The organism is Paenibacillus sp. FSL H7-0943 (assembly GCF_037963265.1).
Taxonomy (GTDB): domain Bacteria; phylum Bacillota; class Bacilli; order Paenibacillales; family Paenibacillaceae; genus Paenibacillus_AQ; species Paenibacillus_AQ odorifer.
In genome coordinates, this window is record NZ_CP150148.1 from 2,363,176 (window position 1) to 2,388,740 (window position 25,565).

Annotated in this window: 25 protein-coding genes and 1 riboswitch; of the genes, 17 read left to right on the forward strand and 8 right to left on the reverse strand. The window is 43.9% G+C overall.

The genetic code is table 11. The features are described 5' to 3' along the window. The first annotated feature begins 101 nt into the window (after positions 1-101). Together NSQ55_RS10170 and NSQ55_RS10175 are read left to right on the forward strand one after the other, a co-directional pair. Positions 102-737, forward strand: coding sequence for a rhomboid family intramembrane serine protease (locus NSQ55_RS10170; RefSeq protein WP_076125160.1), 636 nt, complete (start codon positions 102-104; stop codon positions 735-737). A gap of 4 nt (positions 738-741) precedes the next feature. Next, positions 742-1,656, forward strand: a complete 915-nt coding sequence (locus NSQ55_RS10175) for a LysR family transcriptional regulator (protein ID WP_076125124.1) — start codon at positions 742-744, stop codon at positions 1,654-1,656. 36 nt (positions 1,657-1,692) lie between these two features. Here NSQ55_RS10175 and NSQ55_RS10180 read toward each other — a convergent pair whose 3' ends face one another. Then, positions 1,693-2,364, reverse strand: a complete 672-nt coding sequence (locus NSQ55_RS10180) for a zinc metallopeptidase (RefSeq protein WP_076125126.1) — start codon at positions 2,362-2,364, stop codon at positions 1,693-1,695. Positions 2,365-2,399: 35 nt separating this feature from the next. After that, positions 2,400-2,831: a MerR family transcriptional regulator gene (locus NSQ55_RS10185; RefSeq protein WP_036689305.1), complete on the reverse strand. Its 432-nt coding sequence runs from the start codon at positions 2,829-2,831 to the stop codon at positions 2,400-2,402. Positions 2,832-3,379: 548 nt separating this feature from the next. On the opposite strand from NSQ55_RS10185, the gene NSQ55_RS10190 reads away from it, so the two are divergent. The 3 genes from NSQ55_RS10190 to NSQ55_RS10200 are packed head-to-tail and all read left to right on the forward strand — an operon-like array spanning position 3,380 to position 6,633. Continuing rightward, a complete protein-coding gene (locus NSQ55_RS10190; RefSeq protein WP_339172966.1) occupies positions 3,380-4,774 on the forward strand; it encodes an ammonium transporter in 1,395 nt (464 codons plus the stop codon). 39 nt (positions 4,775-4,813) lie between these two features. Further along, entirely contained in the window at positions 4,814-5,887 is a 1,074-nt protein-coding gene (locus NSQ55_RS10195) for a DUF294 nucleotidyltransferase-like domain-containing protein (protein WP_076125162.1), read from the forward strand. Then, the gene (locus tag NSQ55_RS10200; protein ID WP_339172969.1) at positions 5,884-6,633 is read left to right on the forward strand and encodes an exonuclease domain-containing protein; all 750 of its coding nucleotides are present in this window, start codon (positions 5,884-5,886) and stop codon (positions 6,631-6,633) included. The genes NSQ55_RS10195 and NSQ55_RS10200 overlap by 4 nt, the downstream gene beginning before the upstream one ends. Here NSQ55_RS10200 and NSQ55_RS10205 read toward each other — a convergent pair. After that, positions 6,615-7,094 carry a M67 family metallopeptidase gene (locus NSQ55_RS10205; RefSeq protein WP_076125127.1) on the reverse strand — a complete coding sequence of 160 codons (480 nt, stop codon included), beginning with the start codon at positions 7,092-7,094 and terminating at the stop codon, positions 6,615-6,617. The genes NSQ55_RS10200 and NSQ55_RS10205 overlap by 19 nt on opposite strands. Before the next feature lie 160 nt (positions 7,095-7,254). Here NSQ55_RS10205 and NSQ55_RS10210 point away from each other — a divergent pair, with 160 nt between their 5' ends. Beyond that, complete coding sequence (locus NSQ55_RS10210; protein WP_076191350.1) at positions 7,255-7,818, forward strand: TlpA disulfide reductase family protein; 564 nt, start codon at positions 7,255-7,257, stop codon at positions 7,816-7,818. A 590-nt stretch (positions 7,819-8,408) separates the two neighbouring features. Here the strand turns inward: NSQ55_RS10210 and cimA are convergent. Continuing rightward, positions 8,409-10,028 (reverse strand): citramalate synthase, encoded by a 1,620-nt coding sequence (gene cimA / locus NSQ55_RS10215; RefSeq protein ID WP_339172973.1) that lies wholly within the window; start codon positions 10,026-10,028, stop codon positions 8,409-8,411. A gap of 156 nt (positions 10,029-10,184) precedes the next feature. Here cimA and NSQ55_RS10220 point away from each other — a divergent pair, with 156 nt between their 5' ends. From NSQ55_RS10220 to NSQ55_RS10230, 3 genes are all read left to right on the forward strand, one after another. Continuing rightward, the gene (locus NSQ55_RS10220) at positions 10,185-11,477 is read left to right on the forward strand and encodes a DNA polymerase IV (RefSeq protein ID WP_076130151.1); all 1,293 of its coding nucleotides are present in this window, start codon (positions 10,185-10,187) and stop codon (positions 11,475-11,477) included. A gap of 161 nt (positions 11,478-11,638) precedes the next feature. Beyond that, on the forward strand, positions 11,639-11,881 hold the full coding sequence (locus NSQ55_RS10225; protein WP_036689316.1) for a ferredoxin: 243 nt from the start codon (positions 11,639-11,641) through the stop codon (positions 11,879-11,881). 134 nt (positions 11,882-12,015) lie between these two features. After that, positions 12,016-13,449: a L,D-transpeptidase gene (locus NSQ55_RS10230; protein ID WP_248549260.1), complete on the forward strand. Its 1,434-nt coding sequence runs from the start codon at positions 12,016-12,018 to the stop codon at positions 13,447-13,449. Here the strand turns inward: NSQ55_RS10230 and NSQ55_RS10235 are convergent. Further along, positions 13,446-13,583, reverse strand: a complete 138-nt coding sequence (locus tag NSQ55_RS10235) for a hypothetical protein (RefSeq protein WP_167348489.1) — start codon at positions 13,581-13,583, stop codon at positions 13,446-13,448. The genes NSQ55_RS10230 and NSQ55_RS10235 overlap by 4 nt on opposite strands. A gap of 209 nt (positions 13,584-13,792) precedes the next feature. Between NSQ55_RS10235 and NSQ55_RS10240 the strand changes: the two genes are divergently transcribed. From NSQ55_RS10240 to NSQ55_RS10265, 6 genes are all read left to right on the forward strand, one after another. After that, entirely contained in the window at positions 13,793-14,887 is a 1,095-nt protein-coding gene (locus NSQ55_RS10240; protein WP_036689322.1) for a quinone-dependent dihydroorotate dehydrogenase, read from the forward strand. 34 nt (positions 14,888-14,921) lie between these two features. After that, on the forward strand, positions 14,922-15,734 hold the full coding sequence (locus tag NSQ55_RS10245) for a GTP pyrophosphokinase family protein (protein WP_036689325.1): 813 nt from the start codon (positions 14,922-14,924) through the stop codon (positions 15,732-15,734). Continuing rightward, the gene (locus NSQ55_RS10250) at positions 15,724-16,176 is read left to right on the forward strand and encodes a DUF309 domain-containing protein (protein ID WP_076130116.1); all 453 of its coding nucleotides are present in this window, start codon (positions 15,724-15,726) and stop codon (positions 16,174-16,176) included. The genes NSQ55_RS10245 and NSQ55_RS10250 overlap by 11 nt, the downstream gene beginning before the upstream one ends. A 101-nt stretch (positions 16,177-16,277) precedes the next feature. After that, entirely contained in the window at positions 16,278-17,798 is a 1,521-nt protein-coding gene (locus NSQ55_RS10255; protein WP_339172979.1) for an RsmB/NOP family class I SAM-dependent RNA methyltransferase, read from the forward strand. 2 nt (positions 17,799-17,800) lie between these two features. Beyond that, positions 17,801-18,565 (forward strand): pseudouridine synthase, encoded by a 765-nt coding sequence (locus NSQ55_RS10260; RefSeq protein ID WP_076186699.1) that lies wholly within the window; start codon positions 17,801-17,803, stop codon positions 18,563-18,565. Positions 18,566-18,826: 261 nt separating this feature from the next. Further along, positions 18,827-19,627, forward strand: a complete 801-nt coding sequence (locus NSQ55_RS10265) for a Cof-type HAD-IIB family hydrolase (protein ID WP_076186697.1) — start codon at positions 18,827-18,829, stop codon at positions 19,625-19,627. Between the two features lie 152 nt (positions 19,628-19,779). Here the strand turns inward: NSQ55_RS10265 and NSQ55_RS10270 are convergent, their stop codons facing one another. Further along, positions 19,780-21,393 (reverse strand): DUF4179 domain-containing protein, encoded by a 1,614-nt coding sequence (locus tag NSQ55_RS10270; protein WP_339172984.1) that lies wholly within the window; start codon positions 21,391-21,393, stop codon positions 19,780-19,782. Continuing rightward, positions 21,377-21,895, reverse strand: coding sequence for an RNA polymerase sigma factor (locus NSQ55_RS10275; RefSeq protein WP_076301217.1), 519 nt, complete (start codon positions 21,893-21,895; stop codon positions 21,377-21,379). Before NSQ55_RS10275 ends, NSQ55_RS10270 begins: the two co-directional genes overlap by 17 nt. 203 nt (positions 21,896-22,098) lie before the next feature. Next, a riboswitch (cyclic di-GMP riboswitch) is annotated at positions 22,099-22,190 on the forward strand. Between the two features lie 117 nt (positions 22,191-22,307). Here NSQ55_RS10275 and NSQ55_RS10280 point away from each other — a divergent pair. Both NSQ55_RS10280 and NSQ55_RS10285 read left to right on the forward strand, forming a co-directional pair. After that, complete coding sequence (locus NSQ55_RS10280) at positions 22,308-23,156, forward strand: DUF6612 family protein (RefSeq protein WP_076186691.1); 849 nt, start codon at positions 22,308-22,310, stop codon at positions 23,154-23,156. A gap of 112 nt (positions 23,157-23,268) precedes the next feature. Further along, positions 23,269-24,432, forward strand: coding sequence for an NADH-dependent flavin oxidoreductase (locus NSQ55_RS10285; protein WP_339172987.1), 1,164 nt, complete (start codon positions 23,269-23,271; stop codon positions 24,430-24,432). Positions 24,433-24,510: 78 nt separating this feature from the next. Here the strand turns inward: NSQ55_RS10285 and NSQ55_RS10290 are convergent, their stop codons facing one another. Then, a complete protein-coding gene (locus NSQ55_RS10290) occupies positions 24,511-25,527 on the reverse strand; it encodes a CapA family protein (RefSeq protein WP_076130122.1) in 1,017 nt (338 codons plus the stop codon). Positions 25,528-25,565 lie beyond the last annotated feature (38 nt).

The window sequence follows — 25,565 nt, forward strand, 5'->3', positions numbered from 1 at the left end:
TCGAATTATAATATTGGATTCTTACTGCCACAATAAATTATAATCTTAATAGCAGGAAGATGTCCAACCGGACAAGATATATATGTAAAGGGATGGGTGTTATGATATTTATTCGGTACGAAAATTGGAAAAGTTATGTCCGGTATTATCCGGTAACCTGTCTGCTCATATTGGCCAATGTGATCATGTTTATCCTGACGGTAATTAACGGAGGATCAACAAATATTCAAACGCTTATTGATTTTGGTGCTATAGTTGATGTAAGTCCGTACAAAGAGGAACTGTGGCGCTATCTGGCCGCTATTTTTTTACATAATGGGTTTTCCCATCTGTTCTTTAATTGCTTCGCTCTCCTGGTGTTTGCACCGCCTCTGGAGCGATTGCTGGGCTGGTGGCGTTATGCGCTGCTCTATGTGGCGGGTGGATTTCTGGCAAATCTGCTTACAATTGCGATTAGTGCTCGCTCAGTAGTAGAGGTTGGTACGGTTTCGGTTGGTGCTTCTGGAGCAATCTACGCCATTTATGGTGCATTTTTATACATTGCCGTTATTCAACGGGCGATGATGGATGAGGGCTCGCGTAAGACTTTATACGGATTGCTAATGATCGGGATCATTATGTCGTTTGCTACACCGAATGTGAATTGGGTTGCACATCTCGGAGGTTTGGTTTCTGGCTTTTTCGTATATGGGCTAATTATTCGTATATTCAAAAAAAGCCTAAGACAGGGGCGATGATGGAGTGGAGCTAAGACAGCTGCAATATTTTTTAAAGGTAGCTCAAAAAGAACACGTAACAAGAGCGGCAGAAGAGCTTCATGTAGCGCAGTCTGCGGTAAGCCGTCAGATTCATCAGCTGGAGCAAGAGCTTGGGGTTGATCTATTCATGCAAAAAGGGCGCAATCTGCAGCTTACCCCTGTTGGGCAGCTCTTTTGCAAGAAGGTTGAGAGTATCCTTAAGGAGCTGGAGCATTCGGTAAATGAGGTGCATGAATTTCTGGATCCCGAGCGTGGTGAGATTCGGATTGGATTCCCGCATAGCCTTGGCACACATCTCATCCCGACTATCGTTGCAGATTTTCGTAAGTATTATCCTCATGTCAAATTTCGTTTTAAACAAGGATCTTACCCTTCTTTGATAAAAGACGTATTGTCTGGCGAAGTGGATTTAACTTTCATTTCGCCTTTTCCGGAGAATGATGAGCATGTTTCGGGGGATATTGTAATGACTGAAGAGTTGTTTGCGATTCTTCCTCAGAATCACCGGCTGGCAGGAGAATCTGAAATCCGGTTGGAACAGCTGCAAAAAGAGAAGTTTGTTCTATTCAGCCAAGGCTATTCGTTGAGACCTATCGTTTGGCAAGCTTGCTTGCAGGCGGGATTCCAACCGCAGATTGCTTTTGAAGGCGGAGAGACCGATACCATTCGTGGTTTGGTGGCCGCAGGGATGGGTGTAAGCTTGCTTCCGGAGATGGCGTTCTATCAGACGAATCCTCTTCAACCAGCCCAGGTGAAGGTTGTGGAGCCTGCGGTGACGAGAACGGTTGGCTTGATCTACCGTACAGATAGTAAATTACCGCTGGTGGCACGTTCCTTTCGGACTTTTTTAATCTCCTACTTTAAAGCTAGGCAAAATAATACCCCGGTCGGCTCTTAGCCTTCCGGGGTTTTTGTTGTTTAGAGGTATGCGATATTAGTCGCGGTTGCCTAAAAAGACGGTGATCAAGCGAAGCAATTCAAGCAAGGATACTAGAGCAGCGGCAACATAAGTTAATGCAGCGGCGTTGAGAACCTTTGCTACTCCACGTTCTTCTTCGTTGCGGATGAAACCTTGTTCTACCATGACCTGACGAGCCCGGTTACTGGCGTTGAATTCTACAGGCAGCGTTACGAGCTGGAATGCAACAGCTGCTGAGAAGAAAATGATACCCAAGCCTATAAGATTAAAGTAACCGAAGATGAAACCTGCCATCAGCATGAAAGGCGCGATGCCTGATGCGAAATTAACTACCGGGAACATCCGGTGACGAAGTGTCAACATAGGATAACTTACTTTATGCTGAATCGCGTGGCCTACTTCGTGACAAGCGACAGAAATTGCAGAGATGGAACTTTCATAATACACAGGCTCTGATAAGCGTACAACTCTGTGGATGGGGTCATAATGGTCTGAGAGTGTGCCTCTTACAGGTTCAATCGGAACATCGTGTAAGCCATTAGCATCGAGCATACGTCTCGCGGCTTCATATCCAGTCAGGCCGTTCGAATTAGCTACCTTTGACCACTTGCTGAAGGTTCCTTTGACTCTAAACTGTGCCCACAATGAGAAAAGAAAAGCAATAATTACTAATAGGTACATAAACATAGATGCATTCCTCCACTGTATTGTAAATATGGTATTTACATTGGCGGTCCTTGCGTAAGCAATAGCCGGATCGCTTCCATGCAGGCTAATCCCTGAGGGAGCAGATTTGAAAGTACGCGACTGGCCTGTCCTGGCTTCAAACCACTAATAAGAGGTTCAAGGGCTTTTACTTCCCGTTCTAGCCGCTGCATTTGCTGCTCTAACTCAACTAATTTATCAGAGACGTCAGTTTCTGGTGTTGCCTCGTTCCATTTGCCTAGCATAGATTTGATTTCTTCCAATGAATACTTGTCATGCTTTAATTGAGTAATACGTTCTAAAGCAGCCAAGGTTTCATGGCTGTATAGCCGATAATTTTTGGTGCTTCTAGATTCCGGGGAGATTAATCCCAGTTTCGTGTAATAATCAATAGTTCGTTCACTAATGTGAGCAGCCTTAGCTAATTCTCCAATTCGATACAAAATCATATCCCCATTTAATCTCGCCTCACTAATTGAATACGACTGCCGATAAGTGGCGGTCATCTCCTAAATTGATGGTTTCTTATGCTATCTGTAATGATAACAAACTGGAAACCATACAGTCAAACGTCATACTTTCATAAAGTATATGCAGTAAAGAAGGGTTAATTCATGAACGGTGATCTGTAGTTTCTATACAATACACTCAAACTCAAAGGGATATCAAATTTGAAGAATGATTGGGGTTGAAAACTATAAGTTACCCCAATACATAACATTAAATGTTATGTATTTTGTGGTTTTGGTAAAAGATGCGTTCAATTATCAGGTAATATAAATGAGGTTGTGCGCGTAGTTATTTTAATGAAAATGCAGCTAGAATCAGGCCTTTAGGACCTCTAGTCCATTAGTACTGTGAAAATTTCGTGTGCTCAAATAAAATAAAATAAAAACATTCCTAAAATAGTCTTGTCAATTTACCTGACTTCTGATTATAATGACATTAAGAGTTTCACGCTTTGTTAGAAAATATAACATTGGGGAGTGGGGTAAAAATGAAAAAGAAATGGTTGATGATGTTACTGGCCATGATTACACTGATGATTTATCCGGTAAGTGCTTTTGCAGCGGACGGTCCGACGAACGTTGACTTACAAGTCGGATTGGACACAGCGTTTACCTTCCTGGCATTCATTTTAGTATTCTTTATGCAAGCAGGGTTTGCAATGCTCGAAGCGGGTTCGGTTCGGATGAAGAATGCAGGGCACGTAGCAGGTAAGACAGTACTTACTCTGGCTATCGCAAGTCTTTGCTTCTGGGCTATCGGCTTTGGACTTGGTTTCGGTAACGGCAATGGCTTCTTCGGTACTACAGGCTTCTTGTACGGAGGAGATTCAACCGCAGCTTCTTTTGAATCACTTGCATTTTCTGATGTTACTTTAAATGTTAAATTCTTATTCCAAATGGCCTTTGCAGCAGTTTCCTTGGCTATCGTATCTGGTGGTATGGCAGAACGTGCGAAGCTAAGTGTGTATATCATTTTCGGAATTTTGTTCTCCGTCGTAATTTATCCAGTTGTAGCTCACTGGGTATGGGGCGGTGGCTGGTTGGCTGAGCTGGGTATGCAAGATTATGCAGGTTCCACGGTTGTCCATCTTACAGGTGCAACGGCAGCAGTCGTAGCAACCATATTGCTTAAGCCTCGGCTTGGTAAGTTTAATAAAGAAGGTAAACCCGTGATCATTCCAGGTCATAACCAAGTATTTACTGTACTCGGTGTTATTATCCTCTGGTTTGGTTGGTTCGGATTCAATCCAGGTAGTGCTTTGTCCCCAATGGGCGGTTTCTTCGGTCACGTAGCCCTAACAACGAACATCGCAGCAGCAGCAGGTGGTTTGGCAGCATTGATTGCTTCTTGGTTGTACTTTGGTAAGTCTGATATTCCAGCAATGCTGAATGGTGTTCTGGCTGCATTGGTTGCTATCACAGGAGCGTGTGCTTTCGTTGATCCATGGGCAGCAATCATTATTGGTTTTGTAGCCGGTGCTTTTACATTCATGACTTCCCAATGGCTGGAACGTGCAGGGCTTGATGATCCAATCTATGCTTTCTCGGTGCATGGTATTGCGGGAATGTGGGGTGCAGTTTCAACGGGTCTGTTCGCTGTACCTGAGCTTATTACTAAAGGCGGCTTGGTAGGTGAAGCTGGGTTGTTCTACGGTGGCGGTTTCCATCAACTAGGGGTTCAAGTGCTTGGTGTGGTTGGAACATTTGTTTTCGTAGCCGTTCTTTCTTTCATCATCTTGTATGTAATAAAGGTAACTATCGGACTTCGCGTTACAGAAGAAGAAGAATTAATGGGTCTGGATATCAGTGAGCATGGTACTTACGGATACCCTGAGCAAATGAAATTGATCGCAGATTCGGAATCCAAAACCCTTAAACAATAACATTTCAACTCGGACAGGGAGGCGGACCGTGTGGCATCGATGGAGTTAACAGATGAGTATAATGAAGAAAGCTTTAGGACCATCGTATTGGCCGGTTCGTCAGAGGAGCTTAGGGAGAGGCGTGTTGCCTGTCAAAAAGTACTTCTCGAACAGTTGAATGTTATTCCTATAGAGGAATGGATGTTCCGTGTGAATACTATGCATGATCTTATTGCCCAAACCGCAGTACTCATATGTGAGGCGCAGATGAAAGAGGCGGGCTATGGCCCGCCTCCCTGTGCTTATTCCTTTATTGTGTTTGGCAGCAGTGGGAGGCAGGAGGCAACGCTTTGGAGCGATCAGGATAATGGCCTGATAGTCGAAGGAGAGCCTGATGGGGAAAAAAATCGCTATTTCGAATTTTTCGGAACTTTGTTATCCGATATGCTTGAAGAAGTAGGATATGAGAAATGTGCGGGGAAGGTAATGTGCTCCCAAGTCATGTGGCGTAAGACATTATCTGAATGGATAGAGCAGCTTGATAGCTGGAGAACTCAGTTGGAATGGGAGCCGATCCGGTATCTTATTATCTCTTCTGATATGCGTCATGTGGCAGGAAGCGTGAAGTTATCAGCGAAGTGGCAAGAAGCTTTCTATGAAGGCTTTGAGGAAAATGAGCAGCTGTCTAATGCTGTTCTTCGCAATACAGTACGCCACAAAGCGACTTTGAATTTACTGGGACAGGTGTTAACAGAACGGTTTGGTGATTATGCAGGCGGATTTGATGTTAAGTATGGGGTCTATATTCCGTTAGTGAACATTGTTAGACGGTTGTCATTACTACATGGCATTAGAGCTGGCTCGACATTAGAGCGGATTGAAGCGCTTGATAGGCTTGGGAAATATCAACATTTAGAGGATATCCGCAGAGCTTTCTTATTAGCAATGCGGTTGCGAGTGAACACGCCATATAGTGTTCAGGATGGATTGTTAATCAGCAGTGATTATGTAGCTGAGAGTGAATTGAAGAATAAGCAGCTGCTGTCTGAGCTGCGTGAAAGCCTGCTGCTTGTCAGACGCCTTCATCGGGCGCTGCAGCGTCAGCTCCGCTCAGCGGAAAGGTGGCGGTCATGAGGGAGCCGAACAAAAGCGGAGGATTCTGGAGTAATCTAAGACAAGGTGGAATGCCCTCGGCAATTGCTTCGATGAGAGGTGGAGAAACTGCACAACAGACTGCGCAGCAAATGGCCTTTATTAGATCTTTGATGCGAGAGAAACGGCGGCCTGAGGTGCTGCATACCCCATTGTCTGAATTAGAGACAGTGATCTTTGATCTAGAGACTACAGGCTTTTCCCATCAGCATGGGGATGAGATTATGTCTTTCGGAGCCGTCAAGGTTGTTGGAGAGCAGATCAAAGAAGAGGAATGCTTTTATACACTGGTGAACTGTCAGACGGCTATTCCGGAGGATATTACAAGGCTGACTGGGATTACGGAAGAAATGACACAATCCGCTCCCTCCTTAATGGATGGCCTTCATAATTTTATGTCCTTTGTAGGTCAGAATGTGCTGGTTGCACATGCAAGCTCACATGATAAGGCTTTTCTTAATGCTGCTTTATGGAAAACCTCTAAAGTTCAGCTAACACACCGTGTGCTGGACACGATGATGTTAGCGCGATGGCTTGAGCCACAGCGAAGTAATTATTCGCTGGATGAGCTGCTATATGTACATGAAATTCCGATTCATGGCCGTCATCATGCCTTGGAAGACGCAAAGATGACAGCACAGCTGTGGGTGATCTACCTGCGGGAAATTTCGGAGCGCGGCCAAGTGGATACCTTGGGTGAGCTTTATGCTTATTTAAGTAGAACGTGAAGCGGGGCTTGAGATAAACCCCGGAACAAATTACCGCCGCGGTCATCAGGCAAACGCTCAATATAAAATCCGTTCAGAATGGGATTGCCGCTATCTTTGGTGTTGGGAGAACCTATAAGATAAAGCGCAAACTCAGGTCCTAGTGCTGTTAGTCCTTTATAATCGGCAACTGAAGGGATAGGTGCTGAATGTGGGTGGGAATGAAATAGTCCGATGATAGTTGGTTCATTGTACAGTGCATTAATCCACTCTTCAGGGTGGGGAGTAAAGGTGTGCAGCGGGTCTGGCGCTACGTTGCGCAAGGGTACGTAAGTATCTATGAGCATGCCACCCGCTGCGGCAGCACCCAGCAGGACTCCGCATGCTTCATGCGGATAACAGGACAGCAGGTGCTTCCCCAGTGCTTGCTGTACGGAATATTTCAGTCTAATAGGCTGGACATTTCCCTGGAATGCTGCCATTTGTTCACCCCTCTCTCTTCATTAGGGTTTCGTCGCAGACGAAACCCTCTTTTTTATTATAAAAGTATATATTATTGTGTAAAAAATGGATGGTTTGAAATTTAACCTATTGAGGGTACAATAGTAGAAAACTATTCCAATCGTAAAGGAACAGATGACTATGAAAGCAAGTAATAAATTAAATATAACAGTATTACTCATAGTTGTATGTGTTGCTGTGTTTGCGGTGTGGTATAATCGTGAGCCAAAAGCAGAAGCTGTGCTTGCGCAACAAAATGAGCTGCCGATGAAGAGCGGACCTAAGGCTGGACTGCGTGCACCTTCGTTTTCACTTCAGGGAACAGATGGGACTACCTATGTTGTTGATGGCCCCAGAGATAAAGCGGTAATCCTTAATTTCTGGGCTTCATGGTGTGATCCCTGCCAGCAGGAAGCTCCTGAACTTAATACCATGGCCACTAAGTATAAGGATGTTCTAGATATCTACGGTATTAATGTGAGCAGTCAGGATTATAAACCCAATGCTGAACGTTTTATCAAGAAATACGGTCTTGTGTTTCCGGTTATGTTTGATGTAAAAGATGAGGTGTACAGCAAATATAATGGAGCTGTTTTTCCCACCAATGTGCTCATTGATAAGAATGGAGTGATCTCTGAGATTATTCTAGGTATTCTTAGCCCTGAAGAGTTGGAGGAGAAAATAATCAAGCTTACCGAATCATGAAGCAGGCTGTCCCATGTGGAGACAGATCTGCTTTTTTCTCCAAACAGCAAAAGTCTACAGATCAGCGATTCTTCTTTTTGGAGGATCGCTGATCTGCGTTTTTGGTCAGCCACGATTTGCTTTAGTTGACCCCAAGCATTAATTTCACTATACCGTGGAGCAGAAATGGTTTGAACCCCGAAGGAAGCCGAGTTAGAACAATTGGGGAATTTCTCCCTATTATTTCGAGATCTCGGGTCATTCAACGAATAATTAGGGAAAATATCCCTCTAATCTAGCTGTTTTGGTGGGAAATAATGAAATCACCCTGATTTTTAGGGAGGAATTCCCTGGTTCTGTTCATTTATAGCGAATATCGGCTATTTTCAGGGAGTTTTTCCCTAATTACTCTACCGCACCCGCACCCCGCACTCGCCCCTGCGCATCCCGCACCGCACACTGCCCATTGCTCACCGCCCACCACCCAAAGTCTATGGGCTAAAGCAATAGTCCGTTATACAGCCTATTTAATAAAAAGAAGCTGCCCTATAAGTAGAATTCTACTTTTGGGAAGCTTCTTTTTTGTCTTACAAAATTCTATAAGTGATCAATTAATGATTGACCAGGCCTCTAGGTTCACTGCTGGTCGTCTTCTCATTCTCCAATGAGAGCTCATTGAGAAGCGCGTAGCGCATACTGTCAACAAGAGCCTCCCAGCTGGCTTCAATTACGTTACTGGAGACACCAACCGTACTCCAGGTGTCTGTGAAGTTCTTGGATTCAATCAATACCCTTACCTTCGCTGCAGTCTGATCCTGTTCATCTATTACACGGACTTTATAGTCGGATAGATGCATTTCCTTTAATTGTGGGAAATAGGTCTGTAATGCTTTACGAAGCGCGTTATCGAGTGCGTTGACTGGACCGTTACCTTCAGCAGCGGTATAAAGATTCTCACTGCCAACTTTCAGCTTCACGAACGCTTCAGATACTACTGGATGTTCTGCGGTTTTCTCAACTAACATCTTGAAGGATTCAAAGGTAAAGGTTTCATTCATCTCGCCGGTAGCTTCCCGAAGGAGTAGCTCCAGTGAGGCATCGGCACCTTCAAATTGATAACCTTGATGTTCCATCGTTTTAATCTTCTCGATCACCCGGCGAGCCTGCTCGCTGCTTGGATCCAGATTTAAACCCATGTCCTGTGCTTTGGAGAGTACATTGCTCTGTCCGGCAAGTTCGGAGACCAGCACACGCTGCTTGTTCCCGACAAGCTCAGGAGCGATATGTTCATAGGTCCGTGAATCACGCATGATGGCGGAGACATGGATTCCACCTTTGTGTGCGAAAGCTGCATTTCCGACATAAGGCTGATTTACCGGCAGATTAACATTAGCCACTTCACTAATATAGCGGGCAGTGTTGGTAATCTGCGATAATGAATCGCCTGGAATACAGTGATAACCCATTTTGATCTGTAGTGTAGGAATAATAGAACATAGGTTGGCGTTACCACACCGTTCACCGTAACCATTAATGGTACCTTGTACTTGCCGTGCTCCAGCTCCGATGGCGCTAAGTGCATTGGCAACCGCTAGCTCACAGTCATTGTGAGTGTGAATTCCGAGATTGGCTCCGGGCAATTGTTGATTTAGAGCGGTAACAATCTCATGAATTTCGTAAGGTAAGGTCCCACCGTTGGTATCGCACATTACAAGCCAATCTGCTCCGGCTTCCCGGGCTTTGGACAGAACAGCTGCTGCATATTCAGGATTATTCTTGTATCCGTCGAAGAAATGCTCGGCATCAAAAATCACTTCAAGGCCTTGGTGTTTCAAGTAGGATATGGAGTCGCCGATCATGGCGAGATTCTCCTCAAGCGTAGTCTGTAATGCAGTGTGTACATGGAAATCCCAAGATTTTCCGACGAGTGTAGCAGCAGGAACCCCTGCGTCAATCATACGTTTTAAATTGTCATCGTTTTCGGCCAAGGAATTCTTCCGCCGAGTGCTGCCGAACGCTGTAATTTTGGCGTTCAGATGAAGCTCCTTGACTCTTTTGAAAAATTCAATGTCTTTATTGTTGCTTCCCGGGATGCCACCTTCAATATAGTGCACACCCAGATCATCGAGTTTCTTGGCAATCTTCAGCTTGTCGTCAGCCGACAGACTGATGCCTTCACCTTGGGTGCCGTCGCGTAATGTAGTATCGAAGATGGAGATGGACTTAGACATGAGAGTCCTCCTTATAGGGAAATGAATTTATATATTATAGCATTTTTACGCGGGAATGTAACAAAGAACTTTACAGCCTCTTAAGTTGACCTAACCGCAGCGGAGAGTTATTCTAAGTTGGACAATAGAAAACCTGAGGATAAGAAGGTAGATATTGTGCAGAATGTTGATCAGTATTATCCAACGAGTGGCAGGGTTATCCTGCATGTTGATATGAATGCTTTTTACTGCTCTGTGCATGAGGCAGAGGACCCTGACCAATATAGAGGCAAAGCTACTGCGGTTGCGGGTAGTGTTGAATTGCGGAAAGGGATCATAGTGACTTGTTCCTACGTCGCCCGCAGAATGGGGATTTCGACGGGAATGCAGGTTCAGAAGGCGCTTCGTATTTGTCCATCGCTTATCGTTATTAAACCGGACTTCCATTTATACCGCAAATATTCTAATGCTTTTATGCAGATTGCATATAGCTATACTCCGTTACTGGAAGCAGTGTCCATCGATGAATGTTACCTTGATATAACTGGCTCCAGACAATTCGGTACACCCATGGAAATAGCGGAGACGATTCAGCGCCGTATAATGGAAGAATTGGGCTTGCCATGCTCAGTGGGGATCGCTCCCAATAAGCTGCTTGCGAAGATGGCTTCCGATTTAAAAAAGCCAAACGGTATTTCAGTGCTGCGACTGCGGGATGTGCCTAAGATTTTATGGGACAAGCCTTGTAACGAAATGTTCGGCATTGGTGGAAAAACAGCAGAAAAGCTCCGCAAACTGGGCATTTACAGTATTGGTCAATTAGCAGCGGCTGATGAAAATATGCTGGTTGAGAATTTCGGAGTTATGGGCTCATGGCTAAAGCGTGCTGGCAACGGTATTGATCATGGGATCGTTAATCCTGAGCGGGAGCAGAGTAAGTCGATTGGACACACCACAACATTGCCGCGGGATGTCATAGGTCTTGCTGAGGTACGACCGATTTTGTTGAATTTAAGTGATCAGGTAGCCCGGCGCTTGCGTAAGCAAGGTCTTGTTGCCTCAGGGGTGCAGCTGACCATTCGGACACCCGATATGAAGACCATAACCCGTTCGCGTCAGCTAGAGGCTCCTTCGGAGAGCGGGGAGGATATCTACAAGTCCGTCTGCGATCTATATGTTCGTCATTGGAATGGGGAGAAGCCTGTGCGGCTGCTGGGTGTGACCCTGCAGGGCTTGATTGCTAAAGAGGATTCTGCCATTCAGCTTGATTTGTTCGATTACGAACGTCAGCCTAAGAAAGAGTCTCTTAACAAGACTATGGACATGCTACGTAATAAATTCGGTGAAAATGCAGTGTTGACCGCCGGGATGTTAAGCGATTCTCACTCTGCAAGGCTCCGCAATCATAAAGAACGTGGCACTTCGTTGCAAAAGGATAATCTTCTATCTGTCGAGTCTGATAAAGAGTAACAAGAACATTCTATGACATGTCAAAATAGATGCCGTAGAATGCGTCAGAAATGCAAACGTATTGAAAATCGATTGAAATTGTATTCTTTTTATATTAATATGAGAAAATATAAGACGCTGGTACAACAGCGCTGTATTGTTCAACGGGAGGCAGAGATAAAATGGCTAAGTACACTTGGGTCGAAAAAGACACTTGTATCGCTTGCGGTGCATGTGGCGCAACGGCTCCTGATATTTTTGATTACGATGACGAAGGTTTGGCAGAAGTTATTTATGAAAATGACGGAAACCACGGCATCACAGCGATTCCGGATGATTTGTTTGATGATCTCCAGGATTCTTGTGATGGATGCCCAACCGACTCTATTAAAATTGCGGATGAGCCTTTTAACAAAGAGGGCTAATTAGCCGGGATTTTGTAACTTCTAGCACAACATAAAGACATCTCTCGCGAACTTTTGTTCAGCTAGGGATGTCTTTTTTGCGATGTCTGACCGATATTAATGTAGGAAGGAATTATAAAATTTCGGAGGTTCCGATGAAAAATTCTCAGCACCTCAAAGCATATGTACAGATGCATCCAGACAATAAGATGGCATGGTACTTGCTGGGTAAGGAATACTATAAGAACGGTCAACAGGGGAAAGCTAACTATTGCTTCAATCAGGCTGGAGAAGTATATGAAGCTTTCGAGCATAGTAAGGTGCCTGCGGAAACGCTACGGGAATATGAGGAAGGGCTGCTTCAGGCAAGCCGCCAGCGGGACCGAAGGCAGCAAAGATTCCGCTACATTATGCTTGGGCTGATGCTTCTATTACTGGTTATGGTGCCATCGGCTGTGGCTCCGGGTCTAGATATTGCGGAAGATCAGGAAATGGTCCAAGACACGGTTGCTTCTGAAGTCAAAGATCCGCTTGACCAAAAAGATGTTAAGAAGGAACCCGTTCTAGAGGCACGAAAAATGATGTATACAGCGCAAGAGAGTGGAGCTTCGGCTTCGTCAGGGAAGCTGATGGCAACTATGCTAATGCGCGAGGAACCGTTTCAAGCTGCTATTTTGGGCATGGAGCGGGAAGGGAAGTGGCTGCTGTGGAAAGAGAAGCTTCCGCTTAATTCCACACTGCAGAAGAATGGGAACGGACGGTTGGTATACCAATCCTATGATCCAGCGGCATGTGCATGCGAACCGCCAGAGCAAGGGGAACTTGCGGTGGATGCAGCTAAGTGGCAGGGGGATCAAGAGGAGCTAGCTACATTATGGAGTGCAATGAGGTCTTATCAGAATCATAAAGGCAAGCTTCCGGCTTCTCTGGCGGAATTGACCAGACCTTTTCCGGAAAATTGGATTGGCGGGACGACACCAGTTATGAAACGTGAGTTCAAATCTCTTAAGGAAATAGCAACTGCTAAGGCACTGGGTACACCGGAAGTTGCGGGTGAGCCTCCAAGCTCAACTGCTGAGGCGGGAATGGGCATACCGACGGCGTTAAGCGAGAGTGGAAGTAGTGGAAAGGGCGTTCCTTTTTTTGACCAGCCGCTTAGAGTGATTGTGGATAAACAAAAACACCGCTTGGCAGTAGTCAGCGGCTCTGTTATTCTACGAAATTATGAGGTAGGGCTTGGGGGAGACAAGACCCCGGAAGGCAACTTCATCATTACAGATAAAGTGGTCAATCCAAACGGTCATGATAATGGGGAGTTCGGAAGCCGCGGACTACAACTTTCAGATAGTAATTATGCTATTCATGGCACCAATGAGCCAGAAAGTATCGGCAAGGATGAATCCCTTGGCTGTATTCGGATGAGTCGAGAAGATGTGGAAGAACTATTCGCTATGATTCCAAAAGGAACAAAAGTGGTGATTAGTAAAGGGGTTCTGCCTGACAAGCAGCTGCTGCCGGCGAAACGCTTCAACCCTGCTGCTCCATATGATCAGACCAACCCCCACAAAGTATACCACTGGCTGAATTAGTTCCCGGCAACTATAAACAGAACGATGATGAGAAGAATTAGTAAAGTTAAACTTACGCCGATCCACATTAGCGCTTTACGATTAACTTCTTCTTTCTTTTGCTGCAAAGTTGGTGGTTTACGTTTAGTTGACATCCAGCATACCTTCTTTCTCTCTTAATCGCTGATTACCCCTATATTGTAATGCGTTTACAAGAAAATTACTATACTTTGGGTTAAGCTCTCTGCACACTTACAGGGTAAAATGCTTTTCTTTTGTTCAAGAAAAGGCTAAAATTAAGAAGAAACCTACAGAATCGGGTAGACACGTGGATTAGTGAAGTACCCCTTAAGGAGCGAGAACGGTGTTGTATCGTAATTTTGGTAAACCAATTTTCTTTAAGCTGGACCCTGAGAAGGCTCACCATCTCGTCATAGGTGGATTGGATAAATCATCGTCAGTTCCAGGGGGAAGCGCGGCATTGCGTTTAATGTATGGCGTTCCTGAAACGGCAGATTTAGCAGTTGATCTGTTTGGCATACATTTTCCGACTCCAGTTGGACTGGCAGCAGGCTTGGATAAGAATGCCGAGGCTGTTTCTGGATTCTCTTCGATCGGATTCGGATTTATGGAAGTGGGGACGGTTACCCCTAAGGGTCAACCGGGAAATGATAGCCCGCGTTTGTTCCGTCTTCCCTCTGATGAAGCTCTGATCAATCGTATGGGCTTCAATAACGAAGGGGCTGACGCTATGGCAGAGCGTCTAAAAAAATTAAAAAATCGCAGAGTTCCAATAGCAGTAAATATTGGACGGAATAAAATAACTAGTAATGAAGCGGCTCATGAAGATTATCGTCAGTGTATCCGTACGCTTTATCCGTACGGTGATTTTTTTGTGGTCAATATCAGCTCACCAAATACACCGGGGCTGCGCAGTCTCCAGCATGGCAGCGAATTAGCGTTCCTGCTAGCACAAGTAAAGGAAGAAATGGAGATTCAGCGTAAAGCCACCGGCATGAATAAGAGCTTGTTGGTTAAGATTGCTCCAGATGTAAGTGACTCTGAATTGGAGTATATGGTTCAATCACTGACAGAAGCTGGTATGGATGGTATTATTGCTACGAATACTACATTGAACCGGGATGGACTTAGTCATGAAAAGGCTAATGAGACAGGTGGATTAAGCGGTAAGCCACTTCGTGACCGGTCAACGGAAATCATTCGTAGGATTTATCGCCAGACTGAAGGGAAGATGCCGATCATAGGTTCAGGGGGCATATTCACCAGTCAGGATGCGTATGACAAGATAAGAGCAGGCGCAAGTCTGGTCGAAATTTATACAGCACTCATCTACGAAGGACCGGAGGTTAACCGCAGGCTGCATGCCGGATTACGGCAGCTCTTACGGCGGGACGGATTCAGTCATATCTCTGAAGCAGTGGGTGCTGATCATCACTGATTGAAGGAGTCGAAAGGACAGGAGGACGAAGGCGATGGACGGCAGGGACTGGGGAACTTTTTTGCTTCCATATGAACAGACTGTGGAAGAATTGAAAGTTAAATTCAAAACAATGCGTTCGGAGTTGAAGAAAAGAGAGGAATACACGCCGATTGAATTCGTAACTGGTCGTGTAAAGCGGCTGTCAAGCATTTTGGAGAAGGCTAAGCGCCTGAATGTGAAGATGGAGGATCTGGAGACAGGCATTGAAGATATAGCCGGGATCCGGATTATGTGCCAGTTCGTGGAGGATATCCGCAGAGTGGCCGAATATATCCGGGCTCGTAAGGATCTTGAAGTCCTGTATGAGAAGGATTACATCACCAATTATAAAGAGAGCGGGTATCGCAGCTTTCATATGATTATTAAATATCCTGTGCAGACAGCTCTGGGACAAAAAATAGTGCTCGCAGAGATCCAAATTCGTACACTAGCTATGAATTTCTGGGCAACCATAGAGCACTCTCTGAATTATAAATATCGGGAAAGCTTACCGGATGAAATGCGAGTGCGCCTGAAAACCGCAGCTGAAGCAGCCTCCATCTTGGACAGCGAAATGTCCAGTATTCGTGATGAAATCCTGGAAGCACAAAAGACCTTCGAGGAAAACTCGAATATGACGACTCAAATTCTCAAATCTATTCATCAATTGTATTTCTATCATTTGGTGAATGAGGCTATAGATACTCAGGCTCGATTTAACGAAATATGGCAGGCTCAGGACATGGAAGCGATGAAGGAGCTTCTGGATCATGTACGGGGACTTCTCTCCGCAGCTAAAAAGGATAGTTTGCCGGATGGCTTATGATCCGTTGTACTTGGCGTATCTAGTGTACTTTAATCGTGACCGGGATTATTTCGAATGTCACGAGGTGCTCGAAGAGCTATGGCTTGCCAAGCAACGCGACCCATTGTACAAAGCACTTCTCCAAGTAGCTGTTGGGTTGTACCATTGCCGCAATAATAATATGCGTGGTGCAACGATTATGCTAAGCGGGGCTGCTGCCAAGCTGGAAGAATATTCAGCAGTGACACTCGGCATTAATTTGGCTAAGCTAGTGGTGGAAGTGAAGGATTATGTTCGCCGCATGGAGTCGTGTGAGCAGCAGCCATTTTCTTATTATGATCTGACTATAGAAATCATTGATCAAGGTCTAGCGGATGAAGTGAACTCTGCGGCTGAGGTGATCACACCGAATAATCCTCAACGACGAGGTCCTCAAAGACCGACCTCTTCTCATCGTAAATAATGATCCTCTATAAATGAGTATTGCCAAAGGGACACCCGTAAGGGTGTTCCTTGAATCTTTAAACACCTAAATTTTAGCAGTACTATCAGGAGGACGGCATCATGGCGGCACAACTGCCCAGTTCTTTCAGCGAGCGTATGATGGACTTGCTGGGAACGGATTATAATCAATTTGCGGATTCGTACAAGGAGACCCCTAACGGAGGCGTTCGTGTTAATACCTTGAAAATTTCAGTGGAGAAATTGCAAGCTCTTTCCACTTTAGAGCTGGAACCCATTCCGTGGTGTCCAACCGGATTCTATACAGAGGATGGGGCCAGACCAGGTAAACATCCACATTATCACGCGGGATTGTATTACATTCAAGAGCCAAGCGCTATGGCACCTGTGGAACTGCTTGATGTACAGCCAGGAGATCGTGTCCTTGATTTATGCGCTGCACCTGGGGGCAAATCCACACAGATTTCTGCCAAGCTCTCAGGAGAAGGCTTGTTGGTTACCAATGATCTTCATCCAGAACGCACGAAAGCCTTAGCCAAAAATCTAGAGCTATATGGGGTGCGCAACGGTATCGTACTAAACGAAAGTCCAGATCATATTGCAGCGGCATTCCCGCTTTATTTTGACAAAATCTTGATTGATGCTCCTTGCTCAGGTGAAGGGATGTTCCGTAAAGATGAAGACATGGTGAAGCAGTGGGATTCAGGTACACCTGCCAAATATGCTGCCATGCAGCGGGATATTTTACGTTCTGCTGCAATAGCGTTGGCACCGGGAGGCACACTTGTCTATTCAACCTGTACATTTGCTACAGAAGAAAATGAAGAAATTATAGCGGAGTTTATTTCTGAACATCCACAGTTTTCGGTGATTACAGTTGGAGGCACTGGCTCATTTGCTCCTGGTTTTGGAGAACTATCAGGGACAGCAAGACTATGGCCGCATAAAGTAAAAGGTGAAGGACATTTCATGGCTGTGCTGCAACATGTGGGGCCAAAGGTATCTGCAGAGGAACGTGATCAAGCCGAAGTTAAGTTGAGTGCAGTTACACGGAATACGAATAAAAAAGGCACTGCTCATATTAAATCCGCAAACAAACCAGAAGCCAGACGAGGGAAAGAAGGTAAGTTCTCTAATAAATCTGCTGCTGGCGCTGAACGTGGCCGTCAAGGTTCAGGAGAAGAGCAAGCCTTGGCTGCATATGGAGATTTTATAAAAGACCAGCTTGGCTGGGAGCCAAAAGGGTATCCGATTTTCTTCGGTGATCATCTGTACATCTCCCCACTACCTAAGGAAAGATTAAATGGATTAAAGGCGATTCGTCCAGGATGGTATGTAGGACATGTCCGTAACGGCAGATTTATCCCAGGACATCCAATGGCTACCGCGTTACACCCTGAAGAGAGCTGCCGAAGTGTCTCACTTTCCAGTACGAGTAATGAAGCTATTTCCTATCTTAAAGGAGAGACATTGTTGATTAGTCAAGAACGTCTCTCTATTAAAATAGGAACTACCCAAAAAGGATACGTACTGGTCTGCATAGATGGTTATAGTGCAGGCTGGGGGAAGTGGCAGGACGGTGTGCTCAAGAATGAATATCCCGCAGGCTGGAGGTGGATGTAAGAATGAGCCTATCAGGGAAAACTGCAAAAAAGCAGCGTTTAGATAAAGTATTGTCCCATATGGGGGTAGGATCACGCAGCGATATTCGTAAACAAGCCAAGCAAGGTTTAATTACCGTGAATGGTGCAGTCGTCAAGGATAGTGGATTTCATGTAGACCCTTATCACGATAAAATTGTGGTTGGCGGCGAGCTTGTTACCTATCGTGAATTTATTTATCTTATGATGAATAAGCCACCGGGAGTTCTGTCGGCAACAGAGGACAAGCGGGATCGGACCGTTCTGGATCTTTTAAAGCAGGAATATGTACAGTTTGAACCTTTTCCTGTAGGAAGGTTAGATAAGGACACAGTAGGGCTGCTTCTGCTCACCAATGATGGAAAGCTTGCTCACGAGCTACTATCGCCACGCAAGCATGTCCCTAAGACGTATGAAGCTACAGTTGAGGGAGACGTAGATGCAGACGATGTAGCGGCTTTTGCGGCAGGTGTCGAGCTGGAAGATGGATATGTTACTTTACCTGCACAGCTAACTATATTGGGAAGAGAACGCGGCAGTAAAGTAATCTCACATATTTCGCTGATCATCACAGAAGGAAAGTTTCACCAGGTGAAGCGAATGTTCCAAGCTGTCGGCAAAAAAGTCACTTTTCTGAAACGAGTATCTATGGGAGAATTGAAGCTGGACGAAAGCCTGCCACTGGGAGCTAGTCGTGAACTTACGCTAGAGGAACTGGCACTCTTAAGTACAGAAGCATTAGAACAATAATATAGAGAAAAAATGGTATGTAAATTGAATTTGGAAACTTGGGATAAGGGAATGGAGTGGCGGAGGGGAAATTTGGAACTGTAAGAGCGATAGCGGCCGCCTTTGTTTCCGGATTTCAACCACTAGTAAACGGTATAAATCAAGAAATCTGGAAACAACAGCGGCTGGAAGTCCAAATATTCACCGCAGTTGCGACTGAAACTTAACTCAAATAGCCAGGTTCAATATATATAGAAAAAGAAAGACAAGGATGGTGGGAGTATGAGATACAAACTGATTGCACTAGATGTAGATGGTACACTGTTGAATGATGATCACCACTTGAGCACTGAGAATAAAGAAGCCATTGCTGAGGTTACACGTCTTGGAGGACAAATCGTGTTATGTACCGGCCGCAGTCCGCAGAACTCGATTCCTTTTATGGAGGAAATGGGGTTGTCTGGTTATGTGCTGGGTCATAACGGAGCTGCAACGGTTCGTGTGAAAGATCGGGAAGTGCTGCATCAATACGGTATGGATGCTCGTGGTCTTGACCCTTATATTGATTATTGTAGAAAGCATGATATTCATTATGATGTGAATACGGCTTTTGATATGTATGTAGATAATGTAGAAAACCTGACCAAAGAAGCCAATTATATGTATGAACACTTCCGTATCGTGCCGGCTACACTGCCAGCATGGGAAGATTTCCGTGAACCGGTTGTTAAGTTTACTGTATTTACACAATCAGAAATCCTTGACGAAGCTGAACGTGAATGGCGCACTTGGACCCATGAGTACAATATTTTGCGCAGTGGTGAATTTTTCGTTGATTTGATGCATCCGGAAGCCTCCAAGGGCAACGCCTTAAAGAATCTGGCTGTGAAGCTGGGAATTCCGCAAGAGGAAGTTCTTTCGATCGGTAATTATTTTAATGATATTTCTATGCTTACATACGCGGGTATGGGCGTTGCGATGGATAATTCTCCGGTTGAGGTCAAAGCGGCAGCGAATGCTGTCACGGGGTCTAACAACGAGCATGGTGTGCGAGATGCGCTGGTTAAATATTGTTTATCTTAATAATGGAAAGCATAAAGCGGACTTGAGTCCGTTCTATGCTTTTTTTGTGGTGAAGGAAATAAAAGAGATACATAAACAGAAATGATTTTATCCATAAATAACCCGCCCTTAGGATTAACTAGAAAGGGCGGGACATAGATTAACTTCCTGTATTAAAGTTTAATTTCCTCGTTCCGGCTAGGATCGCTATATTTATAGATACCAGGGTTCAGTTCGATTTTTTCGTCGAAAGGGATATCTTTGTAGCTATCAATATTAGTTCCTGTAGATATCATGCCCTTAGGTGTAATTTCAGGCACCACTTCTTTGCCATTAATCCGTAACGTAGTTTGGTTAACGCTTTTGAAGCCAGAAGATTTGGATGTTGATTCGACAATCAAATTTTCGCCCTCAGTATAGTAAGTGAATTCAATTTTTAACCCATCGACATCAAGTGAAGTGAACTGCTTTTCTTCTTTAGGTTTGTTTATAGTGATCCAATTCTTAGTAGTATCACGTTTCTCAATGACAGCATCCTTTAATATAAGTTTCATTGGAACATCGGACCAGTCGTTATACCATTCCGGAGATTCGAATTGAAATAAATGCTGGTAGCTTTCGGAATGATCTCCTTTCAAATTCCAACCCCCAGTGATTGTTTGATCACCTATAACCAACTGAGCGGTATTATAGTGGACAATTCCTTTTTTAAGCGAATCATTTTCATCTATTAGAATTTGGATATCCAAAGGGGTAACCACTAGCTGATCTAAGGTTATGCCGGTCTTTTCTTGAAATTCAGGACTGTTATACAGTTTCTTAGTGTAAATCGCCTCACTTGCTTTTTGTCCATCTGCTTTAAAATCGAACTTCCACGTACCTGAAAATCGTTTCGCTTCTTCAATGTAACTAAAATGAAGACTAGCTTCCTTCCAATCTGATTCAGTTATATTGAAAACCTGTTCAATAAATAAATCCGATCCTTCGTTAGGCATGATGGTTGGAATTGCTTCATTCTTTTGACCACCAGTACTAACTACCAAATGTGGATTACCCCGTCCTAAGTCAGATGGTGATGCAGCGACTTTGTAACGGATAATGGTTTGATTGGAAACATGTCGAACGGATTCGATTTGAATGCTTGGATATTGCTTAACTCCAGTATCGATAGTATCCCCTGCTTGATGATTAGATTGTAAGGGAATATTCTGATCACGGTAAAAAATGAGATTCCGTGCTTCAAACCTGTAGTCCTTTTTATCATCCTTTAATGTATCAGGTGTCTCATATACTCCAATGAGTTTCTGGCTTTCAGGATCGTATTCTAAATAACCGTATACCTTTGCCTTGGCACCGGATTCATTAGTCATGATGTTTTCCTCTGTAGCAAATCCAGTATATTTGGATAGATCAGATTTAGTATCAAGTGATAACAGCATTTTCATTTTTTCTCCATCAGTTACAACACCGTTCAAATTCATTGTTACTCCTGAACTGGAAGTTTGAAGATTATACTGTTGACCGATGCCGTTATTTAATGCATTGCTCACACTTCGACCACCAATTTTATCCCAATTAATCGTCATACTAGCGAATACAGGAATGGCTACAAGTAAGAGGCAAGAGAAGACAATACTGATAGGAATAACCTTTTTATTAGACCTAGGAGTATTCTGGGAGGCATGCAGATTTCTTTGACGTTTATAAGCTTCTTGTTCTATGGCAGTCCACATCAAATCATAATCCGGTCGGGGAATATGTTTATCTTTTTCAATATACAGACTCATTACTATTCAGCTCCTTTAGTTGGGTTCCACCCATTCTATTTAGTATTTTAAGTCCCTTGTTCAGTCTGGATTTTACAGTTCCTTCGGGTATGCTCATAACTTTAGAGATCTCGGGTACAGTCAATTCGTTTATAAAACGAAGGACTACTACCATTCTGATTTTGTCGGGAAGCTGACTGTATAACCCTTGTAATTCTTTTTTAGTTTCCTGTCGATCCAAACGTTTTTCTACAGGGTTTGATTCCTCAGACCTGGATAGTAAATAATTACGTACTTCTTTCATCCACCCCGTCTTACGCCTTTTGATCACACTGTTGCACTCATTCGAAGCAATTCGTAAAATCCAAGCTTTCAAGTTTCTTACCTTCGACTTATCCGCTAAGATAACTTTTACAAATACCTCTTGGGAAATATCCTCCGCATCTGCCTGATTTTTCATTAAGTAGTAACAAAAATAATATACTTGTTCTTTATAGAGCTCGAAAATTTCCCGGTCACTCATTTTGCTGCACCCCCTGTCTTTGCTGTTCTCATTAATAAGACTTATAAGCGTATGTAATCGTTCATTTTTCATTTTGATTGTAGTATTTCTTCTGAGTATCATAGCGAATTCGAATGGAAGATAAGTCGTTTACAGGTAATTATAACCATGATAAAATTAGCGGTGGGACATGCGTCCGTAATCTATTAAAACTAATTGAATGTCCGCGTTAAAGGTAAAATCATCGAAAGATGATGACACAAAGCCATGGGTCTAAAACCTTTCGACAGAAGGAAATGATCGCCAGGCCGCCATAGGGATGTCTTATGAAGCATAAAGGATAGCTCTAAGAATATGTAGTCTATTTTGAGCTCTTTTATTATTTCGACCTATACGGCGTTACATTATCGCAAGGGGCCGAAAGGGGAAGTACATGAACAGTTTTTTCAAAACAATAGGTACTAGTTTGGCAGTAGGTGCTTTATTGCTGTCCGGAACGATCGGATGGATGTCTAATCCAGGAGTAGTGTCAGCAGCTACCTCAACAGTAGTAACCGCGGATCAGATGATCAGCAAAGTAACGGCAGCCTCCAAAGCAATAAAGAATTTCCATCTGGATGTGACCAAAAAACAGGATATTCAAAGCGGCGGGGTGCGTATCAGCAACACCAACACTCTGAAGCTGGATATCAACCGTCTGCCGAATTTTGCCGCAGCAGGCACTGTCGCTAGTAGTCTTTTAGAAACATCGTACAGTCTATATGCCAATGACAAGGAGTTTTACTATCTTGTAGACGGAAGTGAACTGATCGATGAATCTGAAGATGAAGGTTACGACGATGACGGGGAGCCAATCGATCCTGATGCACAATATTGGCTTGGACTGGAGAAAACGGAATGGGATGCCTTTTACTCTAAAGGCCAATACGATCCTGTTTCCATGCTTGATTCGGTCAAAAGTTATAAAAAATCCATGAAAGTCAGCACTGCTGGCGCACAAACAGTCTTACAATTCACGGTAACCGATCCGACAGCAGCTAAGGGGATAATCAAACTCTATGACCAGGAGAACCTTTGGGATGGAGAGACAGTTCAACCCAAAAGCGTAACGTGGAAATTATTCGTCAATACTAAGACCTGGCAAACGGAAAAGCTGACAGTCGATCTGAGTTATGTGCTGGTAAGTGATGGAGCCAAAGATACATACACCACGAAAATCGAAGCTAAATATTCCAAAAATAATAAAGGTGCAGCCATTGTAAAACCGGCCGAACTAGAATAATAAGGACGATTCATAACGAGCGAAAAGCGCTGTTCAGCGGAACAGCGCTTTTTGTTGTATCCAACAGCAGTTCTTTATTAGTTGACAAGAATAAATCATTGCTGTAATTTATATGTATGCGCATGTATATAATAATTTATCTAAATATAATTTAATGAAAGTTGGGAAAAAGATGATAGCACTAGACACAGCATTAACTTTTCGCAGAGGGCTGACATTAAAAAACCGAGTGGTTATGGCTCCAATGACCACTCGAATGAGCTTTTATGACGGTGTAGTAACACAAGATGAATTGAAATACTATTCGCTAAGAACGGGCGAAGTAGGTGCGGTCATCACTGCGGCAGCAAATGTACAAGAGGGTGGAAAAGGATGGGAAGGTGAACTTAGTGTTTCCTCCGATGAATTTATTCCTAGCCTCAGCCGATTAGCATCTACTATTAAACGAAATGGAACAAAGGCTATTTTACAGCTATTCCATGCAGGAAGAATGACAGATTCAAAAATATTGCGTGGCGTACAACCCGTCTCCTCCAGCGCCATTGCTGCCGAACGCCCGAATGCAGAAATTCCAAGAGCATTAACAGAAGATGAAATTTTCGGTGTAATTGAGGATTTTAAAAAAGCGACTCAACGTGCTATTCAAGCTGGATTTGACGGGGTAGAAATTCATGGAGCAAACACATATTTAATCCAACAATTCTTCTCTCCACACTCCAACCGTCGTGAAGATCAATGGGGAGGAAGCTTAGAGAAAAGATTTAATTTCATTAACCAATTAGTGGATGCAGTTATTGCTGTCGTTGACAATTCAAAGGTTAAGGATTTTATTGTCGGGTATCGTTTTTCTCCAGAAGAATATGAAGAGCCTGGAATTAAAATCACCGATACCTTTTATCTCATTGATAAATTAGCTGATAAAAAGCTGGATTATCTGCATATTTCATTAGGGGACTTCAAGAAAGTATCTGCATCAGAAGATTTTAAAGAAAAATCAATCCTGCAATATGTGCATGAGAAAATCAATGGCCGTATACCTTTAATTGGGGTAGGAGATATCCGTACCAAACAGGACGCAGAGGACACGTTGACAAATGCTGAATTAGTAGCAGTAGGACGGTCTCTTATCATTGATCCTCATTGGACAAGTAAAGTACTGGAGGGTAAAGAAGATCTCATCAGAAGAGTACTTGCTGATCAAGATAGAGAAGAACTTGTAGTAGAGAATGGTATTCTAGAATTCCTTAAATTAATGATGCCTGATCGTTTACGCTAAACCCAAACACAGTTTTGAGGTCTAAATCTATAACGTTCCGCGGTAAATTCCGCGGAACGTTATTTTTCTGTAACGACTCTATTCCCTCTTTAAGATTGTTGTCGTATGTTTCAACATTCGATTCATGAGATTTCGCCGTTCTGTTTTTATGTCGGTGTCGCTTCTCTTTAATGCGTCGCGGATGGGGATGATCTCTGTAATTTTCCTGCCGCTTTTTATTCTTCGATCTACACAAGTCGGGATGTAACCTACGTTAGTTATACTCGTGTGTCCTTTTTCATCCTTCTTTATTTTAAGCGTAAGAATGATACCGCTTTGTGTGTAAGGAATATTCATTAGTTTAGTCGAAACAAAATTCCCCAATGAGTAAATAACGAATTGTTTTTTTCCACGAAGCGCTAACGGTTGAAGAACATGTGGGTGAGACCCCAGTATGATGTCGGCGCCATTTTTAAAGAAGAGATTGACCAGCTCTTTTTGCCTCTTGTTTGGAGTGTAACGATATTCGCTTCCGAAATGCAGATAAAGCAAGACTAGATCGACTTTCTTTTTTAAATCTCGAATCTCCCGAATGATCTTGGGCGTAGATATCCGGTTAACCAGCCATGGCTTACTCACTGGTACAGGAATTCGGTTGGTTCCTGCTGTGTAGGAGAGGATGCCAATCGTAATTCCTTTGACGTTTTTAATAAGCGTTCTCTTGGATTCTTCTAATGATTTAGCTGTTCCCGTGTGGTCGATTCCATTACGGTCCAGAACTCGTAACGTCCGAACCAGACCCGGGGCACCATAATCCATGCAATGATTGTTGGCCGTTACTAATACGTCGAATCCGGCTTCCTTAAGTGCAGGGGCCAGTTCGTCTGGACATTTGAATATCGGACCGCCTGATCGGGGACTTTTCCGGCATTCGGGGCCACTTCCAGCAAAGGTGGTTTCGAGATTGCCAATCGTCAAATCAGCCTGTTTCAGATAAGGAGCTACTTTTGCAAACAGGGGGCTGAACGAATAGGTTCCGTCAGGCTGTTTAGCATCCGAAATAATATAACGTTTGACCATTAGATCTCCCACAGCAGCTATTTGTATTTCAGTCATGGATATCCACCTTTTTATTATTTTCATTAGGATATGGC